The organism is Croceibacterium ferulae (assembly GCF_003660445.1).
Lineage (GTDB): Bacteria > Pseudomonadota > Alphaproteobacteria > Sphingomonadales > Sphingomonadaceae > Croceibacterium > Croceibacterium ferulae.
Genome location: NZ_QZVQ01000002.1, coordinates 277,599 through 295,196, shown reverse-complemented (window position 1 = coordinate 295,196; position 17,598 = coordinate 277,599). Strand labels below are relative to the sequence as shown.

The following is a 17,598-nucleotide window of genomic DNA, read 5'->3' as shown; positions in this document are numbered from 1 at the left end:
ATTACCGGCGGCGCCACGGCCAGTCCGTGACGCCGCCGGCCCACATTGCGGCCCAGATCAGCACGGGCTGCGCCAGCATCCGCGGGATGTGATAGACTAAACCGAGTCCGCCATCCGCACGGGCCAGATCCATTATCATGTGGTTGATGTTCGCCGGCCAGACGCACAGCGCATAGGCCGCCAGCCCCCACCCTCCAGCGCGCCGTAAACCTGGCGACCACCCCTGCAGCAGCGCCGCTGCGCCCGCCAGTTCCGCCGCCCCGGTCAACTGCACGACCAGTTCGGGTGCGGGCACGAAGCCGGGCATGATCGTCAGGAACGGTGCCGGCATGGCGAGGTGGAACACCCCTGCCACGCCGTAGAACACCGCCAGCGAACCGCGGGTAAGCGCGCGCGGCCGCACCGGATCAGGCGGCCTGCGCGGGCACCTGGACCTCGCCTTCCTCCTCGCCATCCCAGTAATGCACGCGCTTGGCCCGCACTTCGACCAGAACCAGACCGGGCGTATCCACGCCGTCCTTGAACCAGCGTTCCAGATCGGGGGTCCAATGTGCGCGGAAGATCACCTTGTCGCGGATCAGCACGGCTTCACCCTCCACATGGACGAACAGGCCGGGCGCGCCGACCAGGCCCTTCAGCCCCGCGCTGCCCTGGTAGGTCAGGCCGACGGACGCATCGCGGGAGATGTCCTCGACAGTTCGCGTATCGTCGGAGGTGAAGAACCAGCTGGTGCCCTCATAGGCGACCTCGCGATTGTTGCTCATTGGCCGGCCCGCCAGCGAGCCATCAGCCGCGCGGCTGACGAGCATGCAGAAATCGATATCCTTCAGCGCCTCGGAAATGTCCTTGAGGGTCTTGGTCACGGCAGTGCTCCTGATATCATGTGCACCGATCAACTGGCCGGCCGAGGTGGCGGTTCCGCTGATCCGGACAGGAAGGAGCGGGCGCCATGACGATCCGCACTGGTATCGGCGGCTGGGTCTATCCTCCATGGCGCGGGGGCACCTTCTACCCGCCCAGGCTGGTGCAGAAGCAGGAACTGGCCTTCGCCTCCCGGGCTGTCGCCGCGATCGAGATCAATGCGACGTTCCGCAGCCTGCAGAAGCCGGACAGCTTTGCCAGGTGGCGGGACGAAACGCCCGACGGCTTCGTCTTCGCGCTGAAGGGCTCCCGCTATGTCACCAATCGCAAGGTGCTGGCAGAGGCAGGCGAGGCGGTGGGCAGGTTCATGGGGCAGGGCATCGCCGAACTGGGCGATCGGCTGGGCCCGATCTGCTGGCAGCTCGCCACCACCAAGACATTCGATGCGGATGACATGGCATCGTTCCTGGCGCTGTTGCCACGGGAGCAGGCCGGGCTGCCCCTGCGCCACGCGATCGAGGTGGGCCATGACAGCTTCGCCTGCGCCGCCTTCATCGACATGGCGCGGGCGGCCGAGGTGGCGGTGGTCTGGTCCCAGCATCCCGATCGGGTGCGGATCGGCGATCGCACCGCAGGCTTCGCCTATCTGCGGTGCCAGGACATGCAGCCGGAAGAGCCCGCCGGCTACACGCCCGAGGCTCTCGACCGGTTGGCGGGGATGTGCCGGGCATGGGCCGACGGAGATGTGCCGCCGGGCTTGCCAATGGTGGGCGCATCGGACGATAAGCCCGCAGCGGGAGGCGACGTGTTTGCCTTCCTGATCAATGGCGCGAAAGAGCGTGCGCCTGCCGCGGCCATGGCCCTGGCGGAGCGGGTGAAAGGGACAAAATGAGATCTGCTGTACTGACCTGCGCATCGGCGCTGGCGCTGACCATCGCCGCCCCTGCTTTGGCGCAGGAAAGCGCGGAGCAGACCGGCTTGACGCTGGACATGCTGGCGCCACCCGCGCCCGATCCGGCCGAAGTCGCCGATGCCGCGCTGGAGGCGGCCCCGGTGTGGGATGGCCATAATGACGTACCCTGGCAGCTGCGCGGCCGGTACAACAATGTCCTGCTGAACTTCGATTTCGGCAACACACGGGCGCAGGGCACCGGTCCGTTGGAGACCGCCATGCATACCGATCTGCCGCGCCTGGCGGCAGGCAAGGTCGGGGCGCAGTTCTGGTCCGTCTATGTCAGCGCCGCCATGCCGGAGCCTGAGGCGGTGGTCGCCACGATCGAGCAGATCGACGTGACCAAGCGGCTGATCGCCCGTTACCCTGACGAACTGGCCCTGGCGCTGACCTCCGACGACGTGCAGCGCGCCATGCAGCAGGGAAAGATCGCCAGCCTGCTGGGCATGGAAGGGGGCCATTCCATCGGCAGCAGCCTGGCGGTGCTGCGCCAGATGTACACGCTGGGCGCGCGCTATCTGACGCTGACCCACTCCACCAACACGCCCTGGGCCGACAGCGCCACGGCCGATCCCGAGCATGACGGGCTGACCGGGTTCGGCGAGACGGTCGTACGCGAGATGCAGCGTATGGGCATGCTGGTCGATCTGAGCCATGTGAGCGAGGCGACCATGCAGGATGCGCTGGACGTGATCGCCACCGAGCGGGGCGCGCCGGTGATCTTCAGCCATTCGGGCGCGCGGGCGGTGGCCGATCACCCCCGCAACGTGCCTGACAGCGTGCTGCAGCGCATGCCGGCCAATGGCGGCATCGTGATGGTCGTGGCGCTGCCGGGCTATCTCAGCAACAATGTGCGTGACTGGAACAGCCGGCAGACGGCGGAGATCGAGCGGCTGGAGGCGCTATACCCCGGTGCCGCCGATCAGGTGGATGCCGATCTGGCCGAATGGCTGCGTATCAACCCGCCCGCGCAGGCGACCATTGCCGACATGGCCGACCACATCGACCACATCCGTGACGTCGCCGGCATCGACCATATCGGCATCGGTGGCGATTATGACGGCATGGCCACCGGGCCGGTCGGGATGGAGGATGTCGCCGGCTACCCGGCGCTGTTTACCGAACTGGCGCGACGCGGATACAGCCAGGAGGATCTGGAGAAGATCAGCAGCCGCAACATGATGCGCGTGCTGCGGGCGGCGGAGGCCTATGCCGCGGATCATGCGGGCGACCTGCCGCTGGAAACCCCGGTGGAGAAGGAGGCCTAGGCCGCTACACGCTGGCGAGAAGCCGCAGCGTCAGCGGATCCCGTTCGCCGTCATAGAAGCTGTCGAGCGCCTGCGCGAACAATGCGGGATCAGTGGCGACAGAGTCGAACAGGGTCATGGAGCTGCGGAACTTCAGCGCGTCGACGGGACCCAGGATCGCGGCGGCGCTGCGTTGGCCGGTCCACGCGAGCATGGCCCGGGTGATCTCGCGTAGCCGTGCCCCCAGCAGCGGGTGAGCGAGGTAACCCTCCGCCTCCGCGCGGCCGGCGATGCCGTAGAACTGCGCCGTCGGGCTGCGGCCCAGGCCGGCGAGCTGCGGAAACACGAACCACATCCAATGGCTGCGCTTGTCACCCGCACGCACTTCCGCCAGCGCCTGCGCCCAGATGCTCTCCTGCGCGCTGACGAAGCGCTGCAGGCCGGTCTCAGCCATCGTCCTTCAGCGGGTCATGGCCCCAGTTCATCAGCGAGTAGCGCCAGTTGGTCTCGCTGACATCGCCGTCCGGACGCTGCGCCAGATGGCGGTGCACATAGCCGACGACCTTGCGCATATGTGCGTAATCGTCGTCCGTCAGGTCGGCCTTCTTCCTATGCCGCAGCTCGATGATGCGCCGGCCGGACTTGTGCCCGGTGCTCTCCCCATCACCATGGGTGTCGCCAACCGACTGTGATTCCTCGCTGTCGAGCCAGCGGTCCAGCTCCGCCGGTGCCATGTTTACGCACGCGCCGAATTCTGCATAGGTCGCTTCGCGTTCTTCTTCGTCCATCGTCGTGCCTCCGTCGACGGATCAATTTTCCTGCAGGCGCGGGCTGGTCCCCTCGGAGCCGAAGCTGGCGGCGTCGTCATCCATGCCGACCACCCCGTCTATATCCTCGCGGCGCTGCGAGGACTCCTCGGAGTTGGCGATCTCGTTGGAGACACTGGGCAGGTCCGTGTCGGTGTCCGCAAAGCCAAACAGTACGACCGCGCCCATGAGAAGGGCGGCGAGCAGGGTACCGATCACCAGCACCCGGCGCACCGTGCCCGATGTGCTGCCCGCGCGAGCTTCCGTCGTATCTACGTGCGCCCCGCCGTCCTGTGTACTGGGATCGCCCACCATTGCACCGCCTCCTTGCCCATCGCCGCCATTCACATTGCGGCGATCAAGCTACGGCCCAGCCAAGCGGATGGTTCCTGCAAGTGCAGGGAGGGCCCTCTTCTCAGTCGCGCAGCAATTCGTTGATCGCGGTCTTGGCGCGGGTCTGCGCGTCCACGGTCTTGACGATCACCGCGCAATAGAGCGACGGGCCGGGCGTGCCGTCGGGCAGGGGCTTGCCGGGCATGCTGCCGGGCACCACCACCGCATAGGGCGGCACCGCGCCGCGATGAACCTCGCCCGTGGCACGGTCCACGATCCTGGTCGAGGCGCCGAGATAGACACCCATGGACAGCACCGCGCCTTCGCCGACGCGCACCCCCTCCGCCACCTCGGACCGCGCGCCGATGAAGGCGCCGTCACCGATGATGACCGGTTCCGCCTGCAGCGGCTCCAGCACGCCGCCAATGCCGGCGCCGCCGGAGATATGCACGTTGCGTCCGATCTGCGCGCAGGAGCCGACCGTCGCCCAGGTGTCGATCATGCTGCCTTCGCCGACATAGGCGCCGATATTCACGAAGGACGGCATCAGCACCACGCCCTTGCCGATGAAGCTTCCGCGGCGGGCGACGGCGCCCGGCACGACGCGAAACCCGGCTTCGGCAAACCGGGCGTCGGTCCAGCCGGCGAACTTGCTGGGCACCTTGTCATAGGCGGGCGCGCCGCCGGCACCAGCGGGGATGCCCTGGTTCTCGTTCAGACGGAACGACAGCAGCACCGCCTGCTTCAGCCACTGGTTGACGCGCCAGCCGCCTGCGCCGTCCGGCTCCGCCACGCGCGCCTCGCCGCTGTCGAGCATGGCCAGTGCGCGCTCCACGACATTGCGCACCTCGCCACTGGCGGGTGTGACATTGGCGCGATCGTCCCAGGCGGCGGCGATGGCAGTGGCGAGGTCGGCGGACATGGCAGGCTCCCGTTCGGTATCGCGGCGCGGCTAACCTTCCGGCCGGGCGGTGGCAAGCATCAGCGCATCAGGCGTGCGGTGAAATCGCCCAGGCCCGTCTGGCGGGTACGGCGCAGCCGTTCCGCCTGCAGGATGGTGCGGACGGTGGTGAAGCAGCCGTCGATATCGTCATTGACCACAACGTAGTCATAGGCCTCCCAATGGCTGATCTCCGCCCGCGCGCGCGCCATGCGCCCGGTGATCACCGCCTCGTCATCCGTCCCGCGCCCACGCAGACGCGTTTCCAGCGTGGCAATGTCGGGCGGCAGCAGGAAGACGGAGACCACATCGGGTCCCATCCGGGTGCGCAATTGCTGCGCGCCCTGCCAGTCGATGTCGAACAGGAAGTCGCGCCCTTGCGCCAGCCCTTCGGCGATGTGGGCGTGCGGGGTGGCATAGCAATTGCCGAACACCTCCGCCCATTCCAGGAAAGCGCCGGCGGCCTCCATCTGCGTGAAACTGGCGCGATCTGTGAAATAATAGTCGCGCCCCTCCACCTCGCCCGGCCGCATCGGGCGGGTGGTGACGGAGACGGACAGGTCCAGTCCACCATCCACCGCCAGCAGCTTGCGGGCGATGGTCGTCTTCCCCGCGCCCGAAGGCGAGGAGAGGATGAACATCAGTCCGCGCCGGGGCACCGTCAGCGGTGCGTGATCGGCGGAGGCAGGTTGGGGCGGGGCGATGGGGGCCGGGTCCATGCGCGCACATGGCGCATGGAGGGGGGCGGGATCAAGGGCGGGGTGACACGGATGTGCCGATCAGATCGGCTCGCTGCTGTCTTCCGGCGCGTTTTCCGCCTGCTTCAGCAGTTTTTCGTGCCCCTTCGCGCTGGCTTCCCGCGGATTGACAGCGCGATCCAGGATGGTCTTGGCGACCAGACCGGTGCTCACGATCAACAGACCGGGGACCGACCGCGTCGCCGCGCGTCCCGCGGCGTAGGAGATGGCGCTCTGCACAAGGGTGCGGCCCTGCACGATCTCCTTGGCCTTGTCCGGATCGAAACGCAGCTGCAGCAACCCCTTCTGCACGATCCGGCGAAACAGCAGGGTGGCACCCTGCAGCGCGACGTCGGCGATCAGCAGGTTGGTGGCGGGGTTCGGGCTTGGGCCGGATACCTTCTGGACGCTGGCTTTAGCCTTGTCGCCCACGCGATGGGCCTTGTCGCTGACGCGGTGTGCCGCACGGCTGACCTTGCGTGCGCTGCGCCGCCGCAACCTGCGTTCTGTCGAAAGAATGCTCATGTGCCCCGTTCACCCCTGCTGTCCGGCAGCAGTGAAACGGCGTGCCGGAGACTACTTCTTGCGGCCGAAATCGACCGTGACGACGTTCGAACCGTCATCCTTGGGGGCAACGCTGCCATCATCGGCGCGTTCCGGATCGCCGGTGCCATCATTGCCGGCTGCGTCGCGCGGGGCAGGTTCCACCGCGGCAGCCTGGAACTGCAGGCCGAAATCGACCGCGGGATCGACAAAGGCGGTGATGGCGGCAAACGGTATCTGCAGCTTCGCCGGGATCCCGCTGAAGGTCAGCCCGACGGAAAACCCGTCCGCGCCGACATTCAGGTCCCAGAACTTGTTCTGCAGGACGATGGTCATCTCGTCCGTGAAGCGTTCGGACAGGTGCCGCGGGATCGAGACGCCGGGTGCGGCCGTCTTGAAAGTGATGTAGAAATGGTGGTTGCCCGGCAGCGATCCGCCGCCCCGCTCCACGGATCCAAGTACACGCCCTACCACCGCGCGCAGGGCTTCCTGCACGATCTCGTCATAGGGGATCAGGCTGTCGGGTGTCGTGTCGCTCATCGCAGGGCACAGGTGGCGGTGCCGGTGCCCGTGGTCAAGCGCCAATGCTTGCGCCTGCGACAGGCCGGGCTATAGCCGGCCCCATGCGCACAGGCCGAATTGCCCGCACCACGGCGGAAACCGACATTCTGGTGGAGGTCGATCTGGACGGCACCGGCCGGTTCGACATCCAGACCGGCATCGGTTTCCTGGACCACATGATCGAACAGTTCAGCCGGCATTCGCTGATCGACGTGAAGCTGAAGGTCGATGGTGACCTGCATGTGGACGAACATCACACATGTGAGGACAGCGGCATTGCATTGGGGCAGGCGATCGCGCAGGCGCTGGGCGACAAGGGCGGCATCGGCCGCTACGGCACGGCATACTCGCCGATGGACGAGACGCTGGTGCGGGTGGCGCTGGATATTTCCGGCCGGCCCTGGCTGGTGTGGCACGCCGGCTTCACGCAGGTGAAGCTGGGCACGCTCGACACGGAGCTGATCGACCACTGGTTCCATTCGGTGGCGCAGGCCGCCGGCATCACCCTGCATGTCGAGCTGCTGTACGGGACCAACAACCACCACATCGCGGAGGCGATCTTCAAGGGCTTCGCCCGTGCCATGCGCCAGGCGGTCGAGCTGGACCCGCGCAAGAACGGGGCGATCCCGTCCACCAAGGGGCAGCTGGGTGGCTGAGGCGATCGCGCTGATCGATTACGGTGCCGGCAACCTCCATTCGGTGCACAATGCGCTGAAGGCCGCAGGTGCTGAGCATGTCGCCGTGACCGCAGATCCCGATCTGGTGCGCGGCGCGCGCCGGATCGTGCTGCCGGGCGTCGGCTCGTTCCGGAGCTGTGCCGAAGGCCTGCGGGCGATCCCCGGCCTGGTGGAGGCGCTCGAAAGCCGCGTGCTGGATGGCGGAGTGCCGTTTTTGGGCATCTGCGTCGGCATGCAGCTGCTGGCGACCGAAGGCCGCGAACATGGCATCACGCCGGGCCTCGGCTGGATCGATGGGGTGGTACGTCCGATCGAGCGGACCGACCCGGCGATCAAGGTGCCGCATATGGGCTGGAACGACGTGGAGCCGGCCGGCCACCATGACGGTGCCGAGCTGATCCGCGGCGGTGAGGCCTACTTTCTCCATTCCTACCACTTCCAGCCCGAGGATGGCCGGCGCGTGGCGGCGATGACCGATCATGGCGGCGGGCTGGTGGCGGCGGTCGGGCGCGACAACATCGTGGGCGTGCAGTTCCACCCGGAAAAGAGCCAGGCCTATGGCCTGCAGCTGCTGGCTCGGTTCCTCGACTGGAACCCTTGAGGCTGTCCGCCGTCTCCGCACCAAAGGAGACTTCCATGGCCGAAGCCGACCCGCATATCGCCGATGCCCATACTGCCAGACCTTCGCTGAAGGGCCGCAAGGCGATCATCACGGGGGGCACCACCGGAATAGGCCGGGCCACTGCCGTGCTGCTGGCCAGCGAAGGCGTCACCGTGTTTACCGGAGGCCGGGACGAAGGCGATTTGGCGGACGCACTGGATCACCTGAACAAGGTGGGCGTGGGCCATGGCGTGACCTGCGACCTTGCGAAGTCCGGCGAGCTCGATCGCTTCTTCGCCGAAGGTACCGAGAAGCTGGGCGGCTTCGACATCGCCATCCTGAACGCATCGATCACGGCCGAGGGCGTGACCGACATGAGCGAGCAGGAAGTGCGCGACGCGATCGAGATCAACTTCACGGGCTATCTGCTGGGCGCGCACAAGGCGGTCACGCAGATGACGGCGGCGGGAGGCGGCGACATCATCTTCACCGGCTCCTATGCCACGCACAAGCTCGGGCCGTCCTCCACCGTCTATGCCGGCATCAAGTCCGGCATCCACGGCTTTGCCGAGGCGCTGCGGCGCGAAGTGGGGCAGGACGGGATCAAGGTGGGGCTGGTGGTCCCCGCACTGACCGGCAGCGACTTCGCCAAGCAGGACATGGATGACTCGGAGCAGCGCGAGCGCATCCGCGAGGAGAGCATGATGCGGGCCGAGGACATCGCGGTGGGCGTGCACTTCATGCTGACCCAGCCGCGCCGGACGGTGGTGCAGGAGCTGGTGCTGGTCCAGCGCAACACCGAGGAATGAGCTTCCCGTTCGACAGCCTCGTCCTGACGCCGGACGAGATCGACCTCGGCCAGTCGCCCCTGGCCGGCCTTGGAGCCGAAACCTACGGGCTGGGCGCCTTCAACCCCGGCATGACGCGCCTGCCCAATGGCAATCTGCTGCTGATGGTCCGGGTGGCGGAGGCGCTGCGCGAGCCGATCCGCGACGGGCATGTCCATGCGATCCGCTGGCAGGATGATGGCTATGTGCTGGATGCCTGGCCGCTGGCGCAGGCCGACACGGCCGATCCGCGCAAGTTCCTGCTGCGCGAACATGGCTGGAAGGTCATGGCGCTGACCTCGCTCAGTTGGCTGCTGCCGGTGGAGCTGTCGCCGGACGGGACGCAGCGCGTGGCGATCCATTATGACAAGGCGATCGCGCCGGCGGGCAACTGGCAGTGCTATGGCGTGGAGGATGCGCGGATCAGCCGTGTGGGGGGGCGCTGGTGGATGACCACCTGCTCCGTCAGCCCCGAACGGCATTCCACCACGCTCTACTCCTCCGACAACGCGCTGGACTGGACGTTCGAGGGGATCGTGCTGGATCACCAGAACAAGGACATGCTGATCTTCGAAGGGCTGATCGGCGGCAAGTTCTGGGCGCAGACCCGGCCGCTGGGCGATCTGTACTTCGCCTATCCACCAGGCAGCCCTTATCATGCCGGACCCTCCATCAACCTGGCCACCAGCCCCGATGCACGGCACTGGCAGCCGCATCTGCAGCCCGGCATCCGGCCGCATGCCGGCACGGTCAGCACCGCGCGGATCGGCGGCGGCACCCCGCCGATTCTGACCGAAGTGGCGGGGCAGCGCGGCTGGCTGACGCTGTGGCATGGGGTGGAGCCGTCGGGCATCGTCGGCAAGTACCGTACCTACTGGTCGCTGCTCGATGCGGAGGAGCCGTGGAAGGTGCTGGCCACCAGCCATCCGCCGCTGCTGGAGGCCAACCCGCAACTGACCGCGCCCTTGCAGGCGCAGATGTATGTGCAGGACGTGGTGTTCACCACCGGCATCGCGGAGGAGGCGGACCGCTTCATCGTGGCCAGCGGCGAAGCGGACCTCGCCTGCCGCATCACGCATGTGCCGAAGAGCGCCTTCGTGGCTTCCTGAAGCGGACTTGTGATGTTAACCGCGCAGGCATGATCGTATTCCCCGCCATCGACCTCAAGGCTGGCCAGGTCGTGCGCCTGGCCGAAGGCGACATGGATCGCGCCACCATCTATGGCGATGATCCCGCGGCGCAGGCGCGCCTGTTTGCCGATGCCGGCGCTACCAATCTGCATGTGGTGGACCTGGATGGCAGCTTTGCCGGACGGGCGGAGAACCGCGCGGCGGTGGAGGGCATCCTGTATGCCTTCCCCGGGCGGGTGCAGCTGGGTGGCGGCATTCGTGATGCTGCTGCGGTGGAAGGCTGGCTGGAGCTGGGCGTCGCCCGCGTGGTCATGGGGACCGCGGCGCTGAAGGACCCCGACTTCGTGAAGCAGATGGCGGCCAGGCATGCAGGCCGCATCGTTGTTGCCGTCGACGCGCGTGACGGAATGGTTGCGACCGAAGGCTGGGCCGCGGTCAGCGACGTGCCCGCCACCGACCTCGCCCGCCGGTTCGAGGATGCCGGCGTCGCCGCGCTGCTGTTCACCGATATTGGCCGCGATGGCTTGCTGAAAGGCTGCAATGTGGAGGCCACCGTTGCGCTGGCGCAGGCGGTGTCGATCCCGGTCATCGCCAGCGGCGGCGTGGCCGATATCGGTGACATCCACGCGCTGGCGGCGCATGTCGGCGACGGCATCGAAGGGGTGATCACCGGTCGGGCGCTGTATGACGGGCGGCTGGACCTGGCAGAGGCGCTGAAGGTGGCAGAACCGGCATGACTGTGCGCATCCGCGTGATCCCCTGCCTGGACGTGGCCGACGGCCGCGTGGTCAAGGGTGTCAACTTCGTCGACCTGCAGGATGCCGGCGACCCGGTGGAACAGGCCCGCGCCTATGATGCGGCGGGCGCGGACGAGCTGTGCTTCCTGGACATCTCCGCCACGCATGAAGGGCGCGGCACGCTGCTCGACATCGTCAGCCGCACGGCGGCAGTGTGCTTCATGCCGCTGACCGTGGGCGGCGGCGTGCGATCGGCGGAGGATGCCCGCGGGCTGCTGCTGGCAGGGGCGGACAAGGTGGCGGTCAATTCCGCAGCGGTTGCCCGGCCCGAACTGGTGGCTGATATCGCGCAGCGTTTCGGCAGCCAGTGCGTGGTCGCATCGGTCGATGCGCGGCGCAGTGGTGACGGGCGGTGGGAGATCTTCACCCATGGCGGCCGGCGCTCCACCGGCATCGACGCGGTGGAACACGCCATGCGCCTGGCCGAGCTGGGGGCAGGGGAGCTGCTGGTGACGAGCATGGATGGTGACGGCACTAAGGCGGGTTATGATCTGGAACTGACGCGCGCGATTGCCGACCGGGTGAGCGTGCCGGTGGTCGCCAGTGGCGGTGTGGGCACGCTCGATCATCTGGTGGAAGGTGTCACCAAAGGCGGCGCCAGCGCGGTGCTGGCCGCGTCCATCTTCCATTTCGGCACGCACAGCGTGGCAGAGGCGCATGCCGCCCTGCGCGCCGCGGGCCTGCCGGCGCGCAGCTGATGGCCGCTGACACGCTCGCCCGGCTGGAAGCCACAGTCGCCGCGCGTCGGGGGGGCGCGCCTGACACGTCCTATGTGGCGAAGCTGCTGGCCGGCGGCGCGCCGCTCGCCGCGCGCAAGCTGGGGGAAGAGGCGGTCGAAGTGGTCATCGCCGCCCTGGCCGAACCCGACAAGCTGGTGAGTGAAAGCGCAGACCTGCTGTTCCATCTGATGGTGCTGCTGGCGGAACGGGGCGTGCCTTTCGCCGATGTGCTGGCGGAGCTGGACCGGCGCGAGGGCGTCTCCGGGATCGCCGAGAAAGCCGCAAGGGGAGCCTGATGCCGATCGACCCGACCCTGCCGTATGACGACGGGAACATCTTCGCCCGGATCCTGCGCGGGGAGATTCCCTGCAACAAGGTCTACGAGGACGATCACGCGCTCGCCTTCCACGACATCGCCCCGCAGACGCCCGTCCACGTGCTGGTGGTGCCCAAGGGCGCTTACGTCTGCTGGGACGACTTCTCGGCCCATGCGCCGGCCGAGCTGATCGCCGGCTTCGTCCGTGCGGTCGGCACGGTTGCGCGGCAGCTGGGGCTGGTGGAGCCGGGCTACCGCCTGCTGGCCAATGTCGGCGCCGATGGCGGGCAGGAAGTGCCGCACCTGCATGTCCACCTGTTCGGCGGCGCGCCGCTCGGCCGCATGATCGCCGGCTGACCGATGCCGGCGCCGCGCCCGGCGACGGGCATCCTGCAGGGTACGACGCATCTGTTCGCGCTGCGTGTCTATTACGAGGACACGGACCTGTCCGGCATCGCCTACCACGCCAATTACCTGCGCTGGTGCGAACGCGCCCGGTCGGACCTGCTGCGCCTGCTGGGCGTGAACCAGCGCGCCGCGGCAGAGGACGGCACCGGCACCTATGCCGTGTCCGAGCTGTCGATCCGCTATCTCGCGCCGGCCCGGCTGGACGATGCGGTGTTGATCCGCACCCGCGCGCTGCAGGTCGGCGCGGCGAGCGTGCGGCTGATCCAGCAAGCTTTCCTTCAGCTTGACGGCGACAGGGATGGTGGCATGGGTGAGGGTCCGATGCTGGCGGAGGCGCAGGTGCGCGTCGGCTTCGTCGGTCCTGGAGGTCGCCCGACCCGGCAGCCCGCCGCCTGGCGGACCGCCTTTCAGTCTTTCATTGCGTCTGAGGAATCCTGATGATCGTCTCCCTGCTGGCAGCCAGTGCCGCCACCGCCGCACCGACCCGGCTCGATCCGGTGCAGCTGTTCCTGGATGCCGACATCGTGGTGCAGCTGGTGATCGCCGGGCTGGTGCTGGCGAGCATCTGGGTGTGGACCATCATTGTCAGCTTCTCCCTGCGCATGGCCAAGACCGGCCGTGCCTCCACCGATTTCGAAGGCGCCTTCTGGGAAGCGGAGGATCCCGCCCGGCTGGTCGGCGGCAAGTCGCGGCGCGATACGCCGTTTGCCCGGGTGGCCGGTGCCGGCATCGCGGAACTGGACGCATCCACCGCCGATGGCGTGCGCGACGCGGCCGGTGTACGTGGCCGCGTGGCGCTGGCGATGGAAGGACAGGTCTCGGCCGAGGCGGACATGCTGGCCGACCGGCTGAACTTCCTGGCGACCACCGGGTCCGTCGCCCCCTTCGTGGGTCTGTTCGGCACCGTGTGGGGCATCATGAACAGCTTCTTCCAGATCGGGTCGCAGCAGAACTCCAGCCTGGCGGTTGTCGCGCCCGGCATTTCGGAGGCGCTGTTCGCCACCGCCATCGGTCTGTTCGCGGCCATTCCCGCGGTGATCGCCTATAACCGCTTCAGCCACCGGGTGAACGGATACGAGGCGCGGATGCAGCGCTTCGCCGACAAGGTGGCGGCGCAGATCGGCCGCGAGCTGGAGCGCGGCTGATGGCGATGGGTATGGCATCCGGCGGCAGCCGGGGCCGCGGGCGCAGCCGCCGGCGCGCCGCCGTGGCCGAGATCAACGTGACGCCGCTGGTCGACGTCATGCTCGTGCTGCTGATCATCTTCATGGTCACCGCCCCGCTGATGCAGAGCGCGGTGCCGGTGGAGCTGCCCGACAGCCGCGCCGCGCCCGCCGAGCAGGACCCGCAGAGCATCGCCGTGTCGATCGATCAGCAGGGCTTCATCTTCATCGACGATGGCCAGGTGCCCGAGGGCGGGCTGCCGGCGGCGCTCGAATCGCTGGCGGCCGGCAGCGGTGCCGAGCCGCCGCTGGTGACCCTGCGCGCCGATCGTGCGCTGGATTACGGCCGGGTGGTGGCAGTGATGGGTGAGTTGAACCGCGCAGGCTTCAATTCGATCTCGCTGGTCACCAACGGTTCAGCCACTGCTCCATAGCCACACGGACATGACAGGGGCCGTTCACCTCTCGCGCGAGGAGCGCCTGGGTCTCACCGTCGCGGCGGTGGCGCATATCGCGCTATTCGCCGCGCTGTGGCTGCATGACAAGGCGCCATCCGTGCCGCTCGCCCAGCCTGAAGCGATCACCGTCAGCCTGGCGGACGAGGTCAGCCTGCAATCCACCGCGCCCGATCCCTCAGCGCAGGCGCAGGCCGCGATCGCGCCGGAGCTGGCGCCGGTTTCGGCCCCGCCGCCGGCACCCGCACCCGAACCGGCAGCGGAGCCGGAGCCGGTGGCAGAGCCGCCGCCCCGGCCGGTGGAGCGCACGCAGCCGGCGCCCCGGCCGTCCGCCCGGCCAAGCCCGCGTGCCAGTGCTCGCCCGTCACCCGCACCTTCGCGCCCCGCGCAGACGCGGCCCAGCCCGGCGCCAAGCCGCGCTACCACACGTCCCGCCGCGCAGCCGAGCCGTGCCGCCACCCGTCCGGCGCCGCAGCCCAGCCGTCCGGCCGAGCGTGCCGGCGGCAGCCGCATCGGATCGGATTTCCTCGCTGGTACCAGCGCCGGTGAACGCACGCAGTCCAGCGGTACGCCTGCCGCGGCGTTCGGTGCTGCGGAGCAGGCGTCCCTGGCGCAGGCCATCAACCGCCAGCTCAAGCCGCACTGGAGCGCGCCGCAAGGGGTGGATGCCGACCAGCTCGTTACGGTGCTCAGCTGGGAGCTGAACGAGAATGGCAGCCTGAAAGGCACGCCGCGCGTCGTCAGCCAGTCGGGCATCACCGAATCCAACCGGCCCCAGGCGCAGCTGCACGCGGAACGGGCAATCCGCGCCGTGCAGCTGGCTGCGCCATTCAACCTGCCCGACCAGTTCTACGACAAGTGGCGCCGCGTCACCTCGTGGCGCTTCGACCGGAGATTGTGATTGCCATGAAGCTGTATCTCATCCCGCTATTCGCCTCCGCCTTGGGCCTGTTGGCGGCACCGGCATTCGCGCAAGGGACCACTCCGCTGCCGAACCCGACCGAAACACCCGCCGGCGAAGGGCAGGACACTGGCGGGCTGACCGGCTCCGTCACGGACGAGAGCGATTGGCAGGATCTGGGGATCGCCATTCCCGCTTTCGCCACCGACCGCGAACAGGCGACCCCCGCCAATGCGCAGGGCACGACCGCGCTCGGGATGGCCCTGGCGGAGGTGGTCTATTCCGATCTGCGCAACAATGGCCTGTTCCGGCCAGTGGGGCCGGGCTCGCTGCCGCGGCCCGCTTACCCGCAAATTACTGCACCCGCCTTCGACCAGTGGCGCGGTCGTTCCGCGGAGATGCTGGTGCATGGCTATGTCCGCGCCGGCGCCGATGGCCAGCTGACCGTCGGATGCTACTTGTACGATGTGCAACTGGGTCAGCAGCTGGTGCGCGAAGGCTGGCAGGTCGCGCCGACGGACTGGCGCCGCGCCGCGCATCGCTGCGCCGACATGGTCTATGCCCGGCTGTCAGGCGAAAGCCCGTTCTTCGACAGCAAGATCGCTTTCATCGCCGAGAGCGGTCCGAAGGACAATCGGGTCAAGCGGCTGGCCATCATGGACAGCGACGGGGCCAATCTGCGCTTCATCACCAATGGCCAGTCCATGGCGCTGACACCGCGCTACTCGCCCGATTATTCGAAGATCGTCTATCTCAGCTACCTGAACGGCTATCCGCGAATCTTCGTCTACGATGTGGGTTCCGGGCGACAGACGCTGGTGACCGAAAGCCAGAACCCGACCTTCGCCCCGCGCTGGTCGCCCGATGGCCGGTACATCCTGTATTCCATGGCGACATCCGGCAACACGGACATCTACCGCGTGCCGGCGACCGGTGGGCAGAGCGTGAAGCTGACGGACAGCCCCGGGCTGGATGTGGGCGGATCCTATTCGCCGGACGGGTCGCAGATCGTGTTCGAGAGCGACCGTTCTGGCAGCCAGCAGGTCTATGTCATGAATGCCGACGGATCGGACCAGCGGCGGATCAGCTTCTTCGGGGGCCGCGCAGCGACGCCGGAATGGAGCCCGCGTGGCGACCAGATCGCCTTCACCCACATCGCCGGCGACCTGCGGGTGGCCGTCATGAGCCCGGCCGGGCGCAACATGCGCCACCTGACCAATGGCTGGCAGGACGAGGCGCCGACCTGGGCGCCAAACGGCCGCATCGTGCAGTTCTTCCGCACGGCCCGTGGCGGTGGCGAAACGACCATCTGGCAGGTCGATCTGACCGGCCGGAACGAGCGCAAGCTTGACACGCCGGTCAATGCATCCGACCCCTCGTGGGGTCCGGTTCTGCCTTGAAGCGTTGCTGAAGCGCGACGAGACGAGCCGACAAGTGTTCGAGAGAAGGAGATGAGGGCATGAAGAATTTGGTTCTGGCCATGGCAGCCGTGAGCACATTGGGGCTTGCCGCCTGTTCGAAGAAGGCGCCGGAAGAACTGCCGCCGCCGCCGCAGCAGACCACGCCCGCCCCCACGACGGGACCGACCGGCCCCGCCGCCGCCGCTCCGGGCACGCAGGCGCACTTCGTGGAAGCGATGCGCGGGCAGGACACGATCTACTTCGACACGGACAAGTACGACATCGACAGCCAGGATCAGGCCGCTTTGCGCGCACAGGCGCAGTACATGGCGCAGTATGCGCAGATCCGCGCCACGGTCGAAGGGCATGCCGACGAACGCGGCACCCGTGACTACAACCTGGCGCTGGGCGAACGTCGCGCCAATGCCGCGAAGAACTACCTGGTCAGCCTGGGCGTGCCCGCCAACCGGGTCACCACGGTCAGCTACGGCAAGGAACGCCCGAAGGCGATCGGCTCCGATCAGGCCGCCTATGCCCAGAACCGCCGTGCGGTGACCGTGATCATCAACTGATCTACGGCAAGCAATTCGGCCGGCGTGCCGCGGACCGGATGGTCCGTGGGCGCCGGCCGCTTTGCACCTGCGTCGGGCTGCCCTATATCGGCATGATGAACGCAGGTGTTTGGTAATGGTGCGGAACAGCCGCTCGCTCGACTGGGGTTTTCCCCGCTGGCGCGCCTATGGTGAGTCCGGGCGGGAAGCGGCGAAGGTCCGGCTATGCGACCGGCATGGTTGCGAGCAGCCGGGCAACTGCCCCGCTCCCAAGGCGCCCAACAGCCCCGAACGCTGGTATTTCTGCCAGCCGCACGCCGCCGAGTATAATCGCGGCTGGGACTATTTCGCCGGGCTGGAGAAGGAAGAGGCGGCGGCGCGCGAAGGCGCCGAGAGCAGCAGCAATGCAGGCTATGCCCAGGCGCAACACTATGGCTGGGGCGGCAGCGGCGATGGTAGCCGCAGTGCCGACGAGATGCGCGCGCTGGATGTGCTGGAACTCGATCCCGATGCCGATTTCGAAGCCGTGAAGAAGGCGTGGCGCGCCAAGGCCAAGGAGGTGCACCCCGACGTGCGCCCGAACGATGCCGAGGCGGCCAAGGCGTTTCAGGCGTACCAGGTGGCTTACGAGGTGCTGCGCCAGGCGGAAGAACGCCGGGAATGGCGGGGCTGA

The 17,598-nt window shown here is 67.9% G+C and carries 26 protein-coding genes; 17 read left to right on the top strand and 9 right to left on the bottom strand.

Annotated features, from left to right (window positions below; all coding sequences use genetic code 11):
* Position 1 precedes the first annotated feature (1 nt).
* Complete coding sequence (locus tag D5S08_RS02145) at positions 2-403, bottom strand: DoxX family protein (RefSeq protein WP_162301900.1); 402 nt, start codon at positions 401-403, stop codon at positions 2-4.
* Positions 404-407: 4 nt separating this feature from the next.
* Positions 408-863, bottom strand: a complete 456-nt coding sequence (locus tag D5S08_RS02140; RefSeq protein ID WP_241557166.1) for a pyridoxamine 5'-phosphate oxidase family protein — start codon at positions 861-863, stop codon at positions 408-410.
* Positions 864-949: 86 nt separating this feature from the next.
* On the opposite strand from D5S08_RS02140, the gene D5S08_RS02135 reads away from it, so the two are divergent.
* Together D5S08_RS02135 and D5S08_RS02130 are read left to right on the top strand one after the other, a co-directional pair.
* Entirely contained in the window at positions 950-1,753 is an 804-nt protein-coding gene (locus D5S08_RS02135; RefSeq protein WP_121115028.1) for a DUF72 domain-containing protein, read from the top strand.
* Complete coding sequence (locus D5S08_RS02130) at positions 1,750-3,081, top strand: dipeptidase (RefSeq protein WP_121115026.1); 1,332 nt, start codon at positions 1,750-1,752, stop codon at positions 3,079-3,081. Before D5S08_RS02135 ends, D5S08_RS02130 begins: the two co-directional genes overlap by 4 nt.
* A gap of 4 nt (positions 3,082-3,085) precedes the next feature.
* Here the strand turns inward: D5S08_RS02130 and D5S08_RS02125 are convergent, their stop codons facing one another.
* The 7 genes from D5S08_RS02125 to D5S08_RS02095 form a co-directional block, all read right to left on the bottom strand.
* Positions 3,086-3,514, bottom strand: coding sequence for a DUF1810 domain-containing protein (locus tag D5S08_RS02125; RefSeq protein ID WP_121115024.1), 429 nt, complete (start codon positions 3,512-3,514; stop codon positions 3,086-3,088).
* A complete protein-coding gene (locus tag D5S08_RS02120) occupies positions 3,507-3,848 on the bottom strand; it encodes a DUF3140 domain-containing protein (RefSeq protein ID WP_121115022.1) in 342 nt (113 codons plus the stop codon). The genes D5S08_RS02125 and D5S08_RS02120 overlap by 8 nt, the downstream gene beginning before the upstream one ends.
* Positions 3,849-3,869: 21 nt before the next feature.
* The gene (locus D5S08_RS02115; RefSeq protein WP_121115020.1) at positions 3,870-4,181 is read right to left on the bottom strand and encodes a hypothetical protein; all 312 of its coding nucleotides are present in this window, start codon (positions 4,179-4,181) and stop codon (positions 3,870-3,872) included.
* A gap of 100 nt (positions 4,182-4,281) precedes the next feature.
* Positions 4,282-5,121, bottom strand: coding sequence for a 2,3,4,5-tetrahydropyridine-2,6-dicarboxylate N-succinyltransferase (gene dapD / locus D5S08_RS02110; RefSeq protein ID WP_121115018.1), 840 nt, complete (start codon positions 5,119-5,121; stop codon positions 4,282-4,284).
* A 59-nt stretch (positions 5,122-5,180) separates the two neighbouring features.
* Entirely contained in the window at positions 5,181-5,858 is a 678-nt protein-coding gene (gene gmk, locus D5S08_RS02105) for a guanylate kinase (protein WP_121115016.1), read from the bottom strand.
* A gap of 60 nt (positions 5,859-5,918) precedes the next feature.
* Positions 5,919-6,308, bottom strand: a complete 390-nt coding sequence (locus D5S08_RS02100; RefSeq protein WP_126665472.1) for a hypothetical protein — start codon at positions 6,306-6,308, stop codon at positions 5,919-5,921.
* 144 nt (positions 6,309-6,452) lie between these two features.
* Positions 6,453-6,959: an SspB family protein gene (locus D5S08_RS02095; RefSeq protein WP_121115012.1), complete on the bottom strand. Its 507-nt coding sequence runs from the start codon at positions 6,957-6,959 to the stop codon at positions 6,453-6,455.
* 83 nt (positions 6,960-7,042) lie between these two features.
* Between D5S08_RS02095 and hisB the strand changes: the two genes are divergently transcribed.
* The 15 genes from hisB to D5S08_RS02020 all read left to right on the top strand — a co-directional run bounded on the left by hisB (position 7,043) and on the right by D5S08_RS02020 (position 17,598).
* A complete protein-coding gene (gene hisB, locus D5S08_RS02090) occupies positions 7,043-7,636 on the top strand; it encodes an imidazoleglycerol-phosphate dehydratase HisB (RefSeq protein ID WP_121115010.1) in 594 nt (197 codons plus the stop codon).
* Entirely contained in the window at positions 7,629-8,258 is a 630-nt protein-coding gene (hisH, locus tag D5S08_RS02085; protein ID WP_121115008.1) for an imidazole glycerol phosphate synthase subunit HisH, read from the top strand. The genes hisB and hisH overlap by 8 nt, the downstream gene beginning before the upstream one ends.
* A 35-nt stretch (positions 8,259-8,293) precedes the next feature.
* Positions 8,294-9,067: an SDR family oxidoreductase gene (locus D5S08_RS02080; RefSeq protein ID WP_121115006.1), complete on the top strand. Its 774-nt coding sequence runs from the start codon at positions 8,294-8,296 to the stop codon at positions 9,065-9,067.
* Positions 9,064-10,194: a glycoside hydrolase family 130 protein gene (locus D5S08_RS02075; protein WP_121115004.1), complete on the top strand. Its 1,131-nt coding sequence runs from the start codon at positions 9,064-9,066 to the stop codon at positions 10,192-10,194. Before D5S08_RS02080 ends, D5S08_RS02075 begins: the two co-directional genes overlap by 4 nt.
* 29 nt (positions 10,195-10,223) lie before the next feature.
* On the top strand, positions 10,224-10,952 hold the full coding sequence (gene hisA, locus D5S08_RS02070) for a 1-(5-phosphoribosyl)-5-[(5-phosphoribosylamino)methylideneamino]imidazole-4-carboxamide isomerase (protein ID WP_121115002.1): 729 nt from the start codon (positions 10,224-10,226) through the stop codon (positions 10,950-10,952).
* Positions 10,949-11,710: an imidazole glycerol phosphate synthase subunit HisF gene (hisF, locus tag D5S08_RS02065; protein WP_121115000.1), complete on the top strand. Its 762-nt coding sequence runs from the start codon at positions 10,949-10,951 to the stop codon at positions 11,708-11,710. Before hisA ends, hisF begins: the two co-directional genes overlap by 4 nt.
* Positions 11,710-12,027 carry a phosphoribosyl-ATP diphosphatase gene (locus D5S08_RS02060; protein WP_121114998.1) on the top strand — a complete coding sequence of 106 codons (318 nt, stop codon included), beginning with the start codon at positions 11,710-11,712 and terminating at the stop codon, positions 12,025-12,027. The genes hisF and D5S08_RS02060 overlap by 1 nt, the downstream gene beginning before the upstream one ends.
* On the top strand, positions 12,027-12,404 hold the full coding sequence (locus tag D5S08_RS02055; protein WP_121114996.1) for a histidine triad nucleotide-binding protein: 378 nt from the start codon (positions 12,027-12,029) through the stop codon (positions 12,402-12,404). The genes D5S08_RS02060 and D5S08_RS02055 overlap by 1 nt, the downstream gene beginning before the upstream one ends.
* A 3-nt stretch (positions 12,405-12,407) precedes the next feature.
* Positions 12,408-12,893, top strand: a complete 486-nt coding sequence (locus D5S08_RS02050; RefSeq protein WP_121114993.1) for a YbgC/FadM family acyl-CoA thioesterase — start codon at positions 12,408-12,410, stop codon at positions 12,891-12,893.
* On the top strand, positions 12,893-13,600 hold the full coding sequence (tolQ, locus tag D5S08_RS02045; protein ID WP_121114991.1) for a protein TolQ: 708 nt from the start codon (positions 12,893-12,895) through the stop codon (positions 13,598-13,600). Before D5S08_RS02050 ends, tolQ begins: the two co-directional genes overlap by 1 nt.
* Positions 13,600-14,052 (top strand): ExbD/TolR family protein, encoded by a 453-nt coding sequence (locus D5S08_RS02040; protein WP_121114989.1) that lies wholly within the window; start codon positions 13,600-13,602, stop codon positions 14,050-14,052. The genes tolQ and D5S08_RS02040 overlap by 1 nt, the downstream gene beginning before the upstream one ends.
* A gap of 10 nt (positions 14,053-14,062) precedes the next feature.
* Positions 14,063-14,974: a hypothetical protein gene (locus tag D5S08_RS02035; RefSeq protein ID WP_121114987.1), complete on the top strand. Its 912-nt coding sequence runs from the start codon at positions 14,063-14,065 to the stop codon at positions 14,972-14,974.
* 5 nt (positions 14,975-14,979) lie between these two features.
* A complete protein-coding gene (tolB, locus tag D5S08_RS02030) occupies positions 14,980-16,374 on the top strand; it encodes a Tol-Pal system beta propeller repeat protein TolB (protein ID WP_121114985.1) in 1,395 nt (464 codons plus the stop codon).
* A gap of 59 nt (positions 16,375-16,433) precedes the next feature.
* Positions 16,434-16,946: a peptidoglycan-associated lipoprotein Pal gene (gene pal / locus D5S08_RS02025; protein WP_121114984.1), complete on the top strand. Its 513-nt coding sequence runs from the start codon at positions 16,434-16,436 to the stop codon at positions 16,944-16,946.
* Positions 16,947-17,061: 115 nt separating this feature from the next.
* Positions 17,062-17,598, top strand: coding sequence for a J domain-containing protein (locus D5S08_RS02020; RefSeq protein WP_121114982.1), 537 nt, complete (start codon positions 17,062-17,064; stop codon positions 17,596-17,598).